At 44.1% G+C, this 11,836-nt stretch carries 13 protein-coding genes; all 13 read left to right on the top strand.

Going from position 1 to position 11,836, the window contains the following annotated elements:
* The first annotated feature begins 292 nt into the window (after window positions 1-292).
* Entirely contained in the window at window positions 293-568 is a 276-nt protein-coding gene (gene flgM / locus ACKI5G_RS07210; RefSeq protein ID WP_407399003.1) for a flagellar biosynthesis anti-sigma factor FlgM, read from the top strand.
* A 36-nt stretch (window positions 569-604) separates the two neighbouring features.
* The gene (locus ACKI5G_RS07205) at window positions 605-1,090 is read left to right on the top strand and encodes a flagellar protein FlgN (RefSeq protein ID WP_407399001.1); all 486 of its coding nucleotides are present in this window, start codon (window positions 605-607) and stop codon (window positions 1,088-1,090) included.
* Window positions 1,091-1,092: 2 nt separating this feature from the next.
* Window positions 1,093-1,560, top strand: a complete 468-nt coding sequence (locus ACKI5G_RS07200) for a flagellar protein FlgN (RefSeq protein ID WP_407398999.1) — start codon at window positions 1,093-1,095, stop codon at window positions 1,558-1,560.
* Window positions 1,561-1,598: 38 nt separating this feature from the next.
* Entirely contained in the window at window positions 1,599-3,227 is a 1,629-nt protein-coding gene (flgK, locus tag ACKI5G_RS07195; protein ID WP_407398997.1) for a flagellar hook-associated protein FlgK, read from the top strand.
* 79 nt (window positions 3,228-3,306) lie between these two features.
* Window positions 3,307-4,695 (top strand): flagellar hook-associated protein 3, encoded by a 1,389-nt coding sequence (locus tag ACKI5G_RS07190; RefSeq protein ID WP_407398995.1) that lies wholly within the window; start codon window positions 3,307-3,309, stop codon window positions 4,693-4,695.
* A gap of 45 nt (window positions 4,696-4,740) precedes the next feature.
* Window positions 4,741-5,334, top strand: a complete 594-nt coding sequence (locus ACKI5G_RS07185) for a DUF6470 family protein (protein ID WP_407398993.1) — start codon at window positions 4,741-4,743, stop codon at window positions 5,332-5,334.
* A 15-nt stretch (window positions 5,335-5,349) separates the two neighbouring features.
* Complete coding sequence (gene fliW, locus ACKI5G_RS07180; protein WP_407398991.1) at window positions 5,350-5,790, top strand: flagellar assembly protein FliW; 441 nt, start codon at window positions 5,350-5,352, stop codon at window positions 5,788-5,790.
* A 3-nt stretch (window positions 5,791-5,793) separates the two neighbouring features.
* Complete coding sequence (gene csrA, locus ACKI5G_RS07175; protein WP_080325976.1) at window positions 5,794-6,015, top strand: carbon storage regulator CsrA; 222 nt, start codon at window positions 5,794-5,796, stop codon at window positions 6,013-6,015.
* Between the two features lie 34 nt (window positions 6,016-6,049).
* A complete protein-coding gene (locus ACKI5G_RS07170; RefSeq protein WP_407398989.1) occupies window positions 6,050-6,505 on the top strand; it encodes a flagellar protein FlaG in 456 nt (151 codons plus the stop codon).
* Between the two features lie 18 nt (window positions 6,506-6,523).
* Window positions 6,524-9,823, top strand: a complete 3,300-nt coding sequence (gene fliD / locus ACKI5G_RS07165; protein WP_407398987.1) for a flagellar filament capping protein FliD — start codon at window positions 6,524-6,526, stop codon at window positions 9,821-9,823.
* Between the two features lie 19 nt (window positions 9,824-9,842).
* Window positions 9,843-10,229 carry a flagellar export chaperone FliS gene (fliS, locus tag ACKI5G_RS07160; RefSeq protein ID WP_039209488.1) on the top strand — a complete coding sequence of 129 codons (387 nt, stop codon included), beginning with the start codon at window positions 9,843-9,845 and terminating at the stop codon, window positions 10,227-10,229.
* Window position 10,230: 1 nt separating this feature from the next.
* Window positions 10,231-10,572, top strand: coding sequence for a flagellar protein FliT (locus ACKI5G_RS07155; RefSeq protein ID WP_407398985.1), 342 nt, complete (start codon window positions 10,231-10,233; stop codon window positions 10,570-10,572).
* Between the two features lie 110 nt (window positions 10,573-10,682).
* The coding region (locus ACKI5G_RS07150) for a flagellin (protein ID WP_407398983.1) at window positions 10,683-11,836 on the top strand (1,154 nt) is incomplete at its 3' end.

Below are 11,836 nucleotides of genomic sequence, written 5' to 3'. Positions count from 1 at the left end.
AAAAGTGTTCCCAGGATTTATTGGATCAGGCAGCAAAGCTGGAAGCAAAGAAGTCTGCAGCAGCTGCTCAGAAGGTTGATCGCAGCCGTACCATGTACAATGCCGGCAGAGATTTCCGGTCCTAAGAGGATTTGCTCTTTTAATAAGTAGAAAAAGATATTTTTAAAAACAGGATTTAAGGATCCTGTTTTTTTTTTCGATAAAAGATTAGAAGCTAAGTAGAGGCTAGAAGTGTCTGCATTTTTAAATAGAAATCAGGGACTTAGATTTAGAAAAAGGACGGTGAAATACCATGATTATAAACAATAACCTTCAGGGAATTGCAAGCGTTTATGCAAACCATCGCAGCACCAACAAGGTTGCTCACACTGAGCGGGAAGAGGTAGGTCGTGATGAGATTCACATTTCCTCCAAGGCTCAGAATGCCAGCGAGATGCTGAAGAAGCTGAACGCAATGGATGATGTCCGTTCTGACCGTGTGGCAGAGCTGGAGAACATGATTGCAGCCGGCAATTACCATGTAAGCTCTTATGACTTGGCATCAAGCATGTTGAATTGTCGTTTCTAACGGAACGGCTTTGCCAGAGAGGTGGGATGCATCGAAATGTGGCAGAATTTAGCACAGATCATAGCCACACTGATAACTGAGTATCAGAAGCTCCAGAAGCTGGGCGAGGAAAAACGCGCAGTGCTGGCAGCAGTGGATCTGAAATCCCTGGAGAAAATTGTTCTTCAGGAGCAGACTATCATTGAACAAATCAATAAAGCAGAAACAAAGCGTCAAGATGTGATAAACCAGCTGGCGAAGCAATACGTTAACATACAGCCTGATATGGCAATGAGGGATGTTTGGAGACAATGCGGCGACGACAAGATGCGTGACGTACTGGAGCGTACCCATAAAACACTGGAAGACGTTGTAAAAAAGGTCCAGGCGCTTCAGGAAAATAACGAGATTATGATATCCGCAGCTTTGAACGTCATCAACTTCAAGCTAAATCAGCTTGGGGGCACCGCCGTGGAGCCATCCTATGGACAGTCAGGACAGGAAAAGGTTTCCCATGAAAAGAATTTGGACCTTGAGGTGTAAGTATGAAGGATATAATCGATATTCTTCGCCAGCAGCTTATTTTGTTGGGCAGATTAGTGGAGCTGGCAAAAACACAGAAAGAGAAACTGGTTCACACTGACGCAGAAGCAGCACGGAAGCTGTCTGCCGACATGGAACCGATAATGATAGAGATAAGCAGCCTGGATAAGCGTAAGGATGGGATTATGGCTGAGCTTCATACCCATAATTTACTGGAATGGCTGGAAAAACAGCCGGAATCACCTGATAAGGTGATGCTTCAGACGCTGTTGGATAAACAGGAAGAAATATTGCAGGAGTTAAAGGGAATCAACTCCAGAAATATGCAGTTTTTAGATAGACACTCAAAATTTATCGACTATAGCATCAATGTAATGACCCAGACCAGTGCGGGGGTGACCTACGGAACACCGGGCGATAACGGTGGGATGCCTGTTCAGGGGAGAAAGATGTTTGATACCGGAGTTTGAGGGCTCAAGGCAAAAAACATTTAAGAGGAGAGAGATTTATGTTAAGTACATTTCATGGCCTCAATACCATGGTAAGTGGTATTCAGAATAATAGAGTAGGCTTGAACACAGTAGGTCACAATATCAGTAATTCCAGCTCTGAGGGATATTCCCGCCAGCAGGTAAATTCCGTGGCCACCAGATCCCAGACTATCTGGTCCTATTCCCGTGCCAATCAGATTGGCAGCGGTGTAGGGGTTTATGGTATTTCCCGTGCCAGAGATATTTACGCAGACCGCCAGTATTGGAAGGAAAACACCACCGATGGCTACTACAATGCCAAGGCCAAGAATTATTCCAAGCTGGAGACAATATTCAACGATTCTGATGACAATTCATTGCAGGCTTCCATGGAGAAATTCTATCAGGCCTGGGTGGACTGCTCCACTACTGCAAGTACCGCCTCCAGTCGTCAGAACGTAATCAATGCAGGCTATAATTTTGCTGAGACTCTCAATGCTACGGCAACCCAGGTTCAGGCCCAGATTGAATCCGTATATGACGAGATTATCCTCAGTGTTGATAATATTAACAGCATGACTGACAGGGTAACTGTACTGAATGGTCAGATTATGGAAATGGAAGCCAACGGCTCCAGTGCCAATGACCTTCGTGACCAGCGTGATTTGCTGGTGGATCAGTTATCCAAGATAATGCACATAAGTGTAAACGAAACTCCAAATGGTATGTACAATCTGGTATGTAACGGTACCACCTTGGTAAACGGTACCAGCAAGGTTACCATTGCAGTTTCCAAGCCTATTAATAATGAGGTTTATGGTATCAGCGATTATACCCTTAATATAAAGGAATCCGATATTCCGTTTAACCCTGGTAACGGTGAGCTGTATGGCCAGCTCCAGTCCGTATTGGAGGATAAGCAGTATATTGATAGACTGGCTAATATGGCAGGATTTTTGTTGACTACCCTTAATGCACAGCATAAAGATGGCTATACCCTTGCAAAGACAGGAAATCAAGTGTCCTTTACTAATCAAGCTGGTCAAGAAGTTACATACGATGAAGTTAAAAAAGGCAATAACTTCTACGGCGAAACTGATGCAGTGTATCTTTGGGATACTACTAATCCTGATGATTTGCACATGACAAAGAATGGCGTTGCAAAACGTGGTATACAGATTATTAAGGAACTTACAATTAATCAGGATTTGACTGCTACTGATGGACATAACCTTTTGGCGACCCGTGGCTATGAGACAGTTAAGGATAATACTGGTACAGAGCATGAAGTTCCTAATGGGGTGGCTGATGGTTCCAATGCAGTATGGGTTAGTACCTTGTTTAATTGTGTTAAGGGAAATACCAGTCCAACGGTAAATACTACTACCCGTGCCATCGGTGATGAATCCTTCTACAGCTACTATAATACCAGCATGACCACATTGGGTTCTGCCACAGAAAATATGAATAACAAGGTGGAATTCCAGAGTGATCTTATGACTCAGATTACGAATTTGCGTGAATCCACATCTGGTGTAAACTGGGATGAGGAGCTTACAAATATGATTACTTTCCAGCAGGGCTATGCAGCCTGCTCCCGCTGTCTTACCACCATGGATGAAATGCTTGATAAGCTTATAAACAGCACGGGTGTAGTAGGCAGATAATAATTGACAGATGACCTCACCCGCCCTGCGGGCACCCTCCCCAGAGGGGATGGCTAAAAAGAAAGGTAAGGTATAGATTATGCGTATAAGCAGTACAATGATGACCCACAATTATCTGAAGCAGCTGAATGGCTCCTACGAGACCTATACCAAGCTCTTTGAGCAGAGTGACGGTAAGAAGCTCCATCGTGCTTCTGATGATGCTGTTGGTTATTCCAAATATTTAAGATATCAGAATTCACTCACTAATGTGAAGCAGTTCCAGGATGATATTACTACCGCAGTTTCCTGGATGAAAAACAGTGATGCAGCGTTGGTAAATGTTACTGAGAGAATGAAGGAATTTAAGGGAAAGGTAGTAGCGGCTGGTAACTCTACAAATAATGAGAACGATATGCATGATATCGCCAAGGAACTGTTGGCCAGCGTACAGGAAGTGGTGGCTGATATGAATGCTCAGATTGGTGACAGATATTTATTCTCCGGCCAGTCCGATACCACCATGCCATTCCAGATTTCTGACAGCAAAAAATCCCGTGGGGAGACTAAGACCCTTAGTGAGGCTCAGTCAAGTTATTTTAATAACACTAATCTTGTAGACAATAAACCTGTATCCACTACCATCAATCAGATGTTGAAGCTGAATGGCAGTGATGGCAATACCTACTATATGAATGTAACCAATGGCAAGGTTTATACGCAAGATTTTGTGGAAAATGGCTACAAGGACAAAATTTATCAAGGACAAACTACTGTTCAGGGTGGTGACGAAGCTGGAGACATTTCAGGCTGGGGTGGAAGCACCGATGTGAGCAAGTATTTTGATAAATATGGTGTTATAAGTGCGGATGGCAAATCCTTTAGCTCAGATATTACAGTAGATAGTAAGAGTGTCACCCTTACTTTTGCCACAACCGAGCAGTATATTGTAGAATACAAGGGCGATGCCAAGTATATTTCTATGGTAAAGAAAACTGGTGGCATAGATAAGGCTACTGATACAGTTAATCAGACAGGTCAGGATGTTTTTGGCAGTGACATATTTGATACTCCTGGTTTGAGTTATACGAATAGATATGAGGATCCGGCTGGGTCTGGACAGTATCGTGATGTTCCTAGTTATTCTTCTGGTACAGCAATGCTTAATGAGCTGTTGTATGCCGTAGCCAAGATTGATTCCGGGAACAATGACTGGGCAGCCAACGATGGACTTACTATTAGTGATTCAGCCCATGCTCAGGTTCTGGGAGCTCAGACCACCATGGCGGCCCGTCAGCAGGCTTATACCGCTGCATCTGATATGCTCACCACCCAGGATGAGTCCATAACCAGTGACATTACTGATGTTTCCAGCACCGATGTGGCTTACCTGGCCACCAAGCTGATGGAATATCAGACTATTTACAGCTTGTCCCTGTCAGTAGGGTCCAAGATTTTGCCAGGTACTTTGGCAGATTACTTACATTAATAATACAGCTTAATTTTTCGATTATATACTAAAGAGGTGAATACCATGCTGGCCGAAATGAAATATCTGAATATCAGTACTGAGTTGGCTCAGATCAGTATTCATCAGGAGCAACCCAGGGCCATAAAAAATACCTTCCGTCCTGCGGAGCTCCATCGTGATTATGATCCCCCTTTGGCGGATGTGGCTGCTACACAGGTGGATATAGATATTGACACCTATAATGCCAGAAAGACTTATGGCTTTTTGAACCATACGGATTTTGCCAAGAAATATGGTGGGGAAGGCTTTAGTGATGTACAGGCCAATACCTCCCGCCTTACCCGGTCCGGGTGGAATTTTGCCAAGAATGGGGCCCATCCGGGAGCCAACCTTATTGGCAATGAAGCAAAGTCACGACTTAGAAGTGAGATAGTGCAGTGGCCAAAATGGGAGGCCGTGAAGATTCCTGACCCTGAATTTACAGTGCATCCATCGGAAATAAAGGGTAAAATGGATCCAGGCAGTGATACCACCAGTATTCAGGCCACGGCTACCCCAGAGATAGAAAATCGCCCGGGCTCGGCACAGACAACATTGGCCCGTAAGGGGTATGTCCGACAGTGGATTTCAGTAGGTCGGTATGATATGAGGGTTTAAATATGGAGGCTATTAATGAGAAAGCTTAATACTACCAGATTTGGTGAAATTGAAGTTGAAGAAAAGTCTATTGTTACCTTTGAACACGGTATTCCCGCCTTTGAGGATGAGAGGGATTTTGCTATTCTCCCTTATGATGAGGAGAGCCCGTACCTGTTTTTACAGTCAGCGTCCACACCAGAGCTGGCCTTTCTCATGACAGATCCATTTGTTTTTTTTCCAGATTATACCTTTGAACTGGACGATGCCAACATGGAAGCACTGGAAGTCACTAATGACGCCGATGTGCTGGTTTGTTCCCTTATTACTATACCGCCAACTGGCATAAAAAATATGACCACAAATTTATTGGCACCTATAGTCATTAATCAGTCCAATATGAAGGCAAGACAGGTTGTGCTGGAAAAAACCAATTATACAACGAAGCATAGGCTGTTCCCGGAAAAGGAGGAATAGAATATGCTGGTTCTTACGAGACACCCGAAGCAACAGATTATGATCGGGGATGACATAGTTATCAATATTGTTGAGGTAAATGGCGACAATGTGCGATTAGCCATAGACGCCCCTCGCAGTGTTAAGGTCTATAGAGGAGAAATCTATAAGGTCATCAAGGATGAAAATCGCAAGGCAGCGGCTCCGGCAGACAACATAGATTTGTCCAAGGCGTTACCAAAATAAAGGATTATAATATTATTCTACGGAGGGATTCAAAGTGGTAGGAAGCATTTCAGACATGACGGCTGCAGCAGTGGTTGTCTCAGCAATGGATAGCGGGACTAGCCAGAAGAGAACAGCGGAGCCCGTGGAAAGCAAGTTGGGCCCTGTTGATATAAAAGTAGATGAGGCTAACACCGTTGAGAAGATTGCTGCTGGCGACGATGCCGCCAAAGCCGGCAACGAACAAAAGGAAGAGGATCCAAAGCGTCAAGCCTTGGACAACATCAATGAGGAATTTGTCAGCGAAATGACAAAGGAGCTCAACGAGCTTATGAGTAAGCTCAACTGTGATTTGGAATTCCAGTATCACAAGGAAGTAAATGTAATGTCAGTTAAGATGATCGACAAAAAGACGAATGAGGTTATTAAGGAATACCCACCTGAGGAAATGGTCGAAGGCATGATAAAGGCCCAGGAGTGGCTGGGAGCTTTCCTTGACCGCAACGCGTAATGGAGGGAGGTCCTTAAAATGGGCGTAAATGGAATTTATGGCTTGTCAGGCTCCGGTCTGGACATTGAATCTTTGGTTAAGATGGGTATGTCCGGCAAAAACAAGCAGTATGACAAGATGGAACAGAAAGAAATAGCCAATACCTGGCTGAAGGAAGCCTATAATGACGTATATAATGATTTGACTACCTACAAGTATGGTACTTTGTCTGATTATAAGATGCAGTCAAACCTGAACGCCATGCAGGCCACCAGCAGCAACAGCGGCGTGGTAACGGCTACTGCCAATGGTGCGGCTGCGGCTATGAATCACGTGGTTACGGTTGATTCTGTGGCCAGCAATGCCTATTTGCAGACAACACAGAAATCTGACGGCACTAACTATGGTGTAACCAGAGCAAACACCAATGCTCAGACCAGCAATAATCTGGCGGATGTGCTGTTTAAGAACTACAGTGTAGCCAGTGCCACTCAGGACGGTAATAACTGGAATTTCACCTACAATATTACTAATGCAGATGGCACTACTGCCACGGTAAATGGCAGTGATGTGGCTATTTCTTTAAAATTAAAGGATACAACCGGCGATTCTGCCAAGGAGTATACCCTTAGCTATACCTATGATGAGCTCTTTACTGGCTTTAAGTCAGGTGCGTATACCGGCTATGAGGGTGACGAAAAGGTATTGTTTGATGGTGGTAAGACCCTGAACGATTTTGCCAGTGCCATTGCCAAGACCGGAGCCAATATCCAGGGTGGCTATGACACAGCCAATGACAGCTTTAGCCTGTACAATAAGACCAGTGGCAAGAGCAATGTCATTGATATTACGGTAGAAAATGACACTACAGCAACCCTGTTCAATCATTTGAATTTGGGGGTATATAACTCAGCTGACAATACGATGGGTGACCGTATTAATTTTGCTACCCCGACTGTTATGCCAACGACTATGGAGTCTGTTGACCTCACCGGAATTACCAATAGCTCTCAGTCTGTAAGTCTGATGGATGTATTGGGCTTAAAGGCTACTGTTGATGGTGGTAATACTACTGTTACCCGGGTTAACAGTCAAGGGGAAACAATAGATACAGTAGGTACCTTTGCCAATTCAACAGATGAAGTTTTTTCTTTGCAGCTTAGCGATGGAAATAATAACACTACTATTAGCTTTACCCTGGGTGAACTGTTTAACAGCAATGCCGGTCTGGATGAGCTTGCCGAGAAGATTAACACGGCAAGTGCTGATGCCGGATTGGGCATTACTGCGGCTTATGATGCTATAAAGGATAGCTTCTCACTTAGTAATCCGAATGGGCAGGCTAATATTACCGCAGTTTCCGGTACCGGAGAGGCTGTGGCTACTCAGATGATAGATAGTCTAAATCTGGCAACCAGTCCTAGTCTTACTTATTTGACTGTTGATAACAGCAGTAATTTGGCGGATATATTTGGACTTAGCTCTGAGATTGTATCTCTTGGAAATAGTAATAGAGAATACACATTAAAAGTTTATAATGATTCCAATCAGCAGGTTAGTTCGCAGACAGGAAACAGGAATTATTTTATTAACCAAACTGGGAAAAATGATTCGTTATTTGAGTTTAAAATTAGTGATGGAACAAAAGAAAAAACGATATCTTTGAGTTATAGTGATATAGTTGATTACTCGGCTATAGTAGCAAATGGTTCTAAGATATCAGTTACCGATAAAAATGGTACAACGAGCACTGTTTCTTATGAGGTTAGTGGTCAAAGTTCTGGTGTTAGGAATACATCAAAGACACTTAGTGTCCTTGCAGATAAGATTGCTGCTGCAGGTCTAAATATTGAAGCAAATTATGAGGATGGCAAGTTTAGCCTGCTTAATCAGAGTGGTTCAATTACTATAACTAATTCAGCCGGCTCTGTGGTGGATGTTTCTAGGAAATTAGCACTAAATGAAGCTGATCCAAGTAGTATGGCCTATAAGACCTCTACCAGTATAACTAGAATAAACGCCAACAGTTCTGCCAACACCTTAGCTGATGCTGTAGGTCTTACCGCTGTACAGAAAGATGCGAATACTTTAACTGTTAAAAAGAGTGATGGCACTTCTGAAGATGTTGCTATTACTGATACTGCTCTTAGCTTTAAGGTCGGTAATGGCACTGGTGAAAAAGTAGTTTCATTAACTTACGGAGAATTGTTTGATACAGATGGTTCAGGCACATTAAAGGGGACTGCTGATTTTAGTACCTTGGTTACTAAGATTAATGGTGCCGGAGCTGGTGTTACAGCATCCTACAATGCAACCAACGGGAAATTTAGCTTGACCAATACTGCTGGGGATGCTACACTTACTGGCGTTGATAGTTTAGCTGGTACTTTAGTCTCAAAGATGGGTCTAACGGAAAGTGAAGAAACAGCTTCCGCCAAGGAGGCGGCCGGTCAGGCACATCGTTGGGCTGGTACCAATGCCACAGTTACTATTGATGGCAAGTCCTATGACAATGACACCAATAAATTAACGGTAGCAGGTGTTACCTATACCTTCCTGGATAGTACCCAAGCTGGTCAGAAAGCTACCATCAGTGTAAGTCAGGATACGGATAAGATTGTAGACTACATGAAGAGCTTTGTGGATGACTACAATAAGCTCCTTGATTCTCTCAACGAGAAATTGGCGGAAAAGAAATATTCTGACTACAAGCCACTCAGCAAACGTCAGGAAGACGAAATGACGGAAAAACAGATAGAGAAATGGAATGAAAAAGCCAAGTCCGGCCTGCTATATCACAACAGTGAAATTCAGGCGTTGGTCAGTGCCATGCGTGAAGCTGTGTACTCCAAGGTGGATGCGGTTGACAGCCAGTACAACACCTTGTCCTCTATCGGTATTTCTTCGACTAATAACAAGGGCCATCTGACATTGGATACTGACAAGCTGAAAAAGGCTTTGGCAGATGATCCGGATTGTGTATATCAGTTATTTGCCTCTGATCAGGATAGTACCTATATTGCCGGGTCTACCAATAAAAATAAGATTACTTCGGCTCAGCAAAGACAGGATTTTGCCAATACCGGTGTGGCTAACCGATTGTACAACGTGATGACGGATCATATGTCCAAGATTTCCAATATAGCCGGTACTTCCAAGATGACTGATGATCAGAGCTACTTGGGTAAGCTCATTACCGATATGCAGACCAAGATGAAGTCCTTCAAGACTCAGATGAGTGCTTATGAATCAAAGCTGTATAAGCGTTATGATGCTATGGAGGTGGCTTTGTCAAGGCTTAATATGCAGCTTGGTTATATTAGTGGTTCGTTTTCCTGATAGTTAGGAGATTTGTATTATGATGAATAACGCTGCAGAAGCATATAAACGCCAGCAGGTAATGACTGCTACCCCAGAGGCCCTGACGCTGATGCTCTACGATGGTTGCCTTCGCTTTATGAAGGAGGGTCTTGAGGCCATGGAACAAAAGAAGTGGGAGCAGTGTAATACTTCTCTCCAAAAGGCCCAGAACATCATCAATGAATTTCGGGTTACCTTGGATATGAAATATGAGATAGCCCATCAGTTGATGCCACTATATGATTATGTATACAATTCTCTGGTGGAAGCCAATATGAGGAGTAAGCCGGAGAAGGTGACGGAGTGCATGGATATTATTAAAGAGCTGCGCTCTGCATGGGCCCAGGCGATGATAAAAGCCCGGAAGGAAAAAGGAGCATCTTGATATGGATGGTAAGCATCAATTGACGGAGCAGGAGCTATGGAAAAAGTATTTGGCAGTCACCAGGGATTTGCTGAAGTTTATTGATGAAGAAGACATTGATACCTTCCTTGATCTGGTAGACCAGCGTCAACGGCTGATGGAAATGCTTCAGGCTCTGCCGGACCATGAATATGCCCGCTCGCCGGAGGGGGTTGCCCTTCGTAAGAAGATTGAGCCCATGGATATGCAGATAATGTATAAGGCCCGTTCGTGGCTGAACAAGTCCAAGCGCAATAATATGACTGTAAAGGGCTATGACTCCTTCGGAATGGCCTCGGGCAATATGTTCAATCGAGAATATTAATGTTAGCTGTCAGGCTGACAGCACCACTGCCGGCCTGCTACTATAAATTTTATTTATTATTTTTCTAGTAGCAAGGAAGCTACTATAGACAGAACAAGGAGGAATTTATTATGGCTATGGTTGTAAAGAACAACATGTCCGCAATTAACACCCTGAACACTCTGAACAAGAACACCAACGCTTTGAAGAAGAGCTTGGAAAAGGTTTCTTCCGGTATGAAAATCAACAGCGCAGCTGATGATGCATCCGGCTACGCTATTTCTGAGAGAATGCGTGTTCAGATTCGTTCCTTGGATCAGGCAAATCAGAACGCGCAGAACGGCGGCCCTATGATGAAGGTTGCTGAGGGCGCTGTAAGCTCTACTGTAGAAATCCTGAAGACTTTGAAGGAAAAGGCAGTAAACGCAGCCAACGACACCAACACCGATAGTGACCGTGCTACTATCCAGAAGGAGCTTGATCAGTCCATTGACCAGATCAATGATAATGCAAACGTTACCTTCAATGGCAAGTATTTGGTAGATGGTTCCCACAACAAGAAGACTACTGATACTACTACCCGCATGACTAACCAGAGCTTGTCCACTGCTACTGACAAGACTACTGCTTTAACTGCTTTGGCAGCCCGTAACGGTGACAGCCTGAACATCCACAGCACTGATACTGTAACTGTATCCTATGTTAAGGATGGTAAGACTTATACTTCTTCCATGCAGGTTGGTTCCAGTCAGCTTGGTAATGTGGTAAGCAAGTTGACCAGTGGTGCTATTACTATCGCAAGTACTTCTTCTTCTATCGGTATTGATGGTTCCAAGAATGCAGTCAATACTGCTTCCGGTGAAAAAGCAATTACCCTTTCTGCTCAGACTGCTGGTATTGACAGCCAGATTGCCGGCTTCACCATGTACATTACCGATAACAAGGGCAATGTAAACAAGGCTGCCAACGCTTCCTTGGATGCATTTGAGGAGACTATCCGTGCCCAGAATGCTTCTGAGGACAACTCCATCGTTCTCCAGGTTGGTACCAAGGCTGGCCAGTCCATCAAGGTTGGTCTTACTGACATGAAGGCTCATGCTCTTGGTCTCCAGGGTACTGATGGTTCTACCATCTCCGTAGGAACTCAGGCTAAGGCCAATGCTGCTATCAACGCTTTGGATGCAGCTATTCAGAAGGCTCTTGACCAGCAGACCTCCATCGGTGCCGCTGAGTCCCGTCTCGAGTACACTCAGGCTAACCTGACCACTGCAAGCGAGAATGTAAC

Source organism: Anaerovibrio sp., assembly GCF_045637405.1.
Lineage (GTDB): Bacteria > Bacillota > Negativicutes > Selenomonadales > Selenomonadaceae > Anaerovibrio.
The sequence above is the reverse complement of the archived record's forward strand: the minus strand, read 5'-3'. Positions and strand labels throughout refer to the sequence as shown.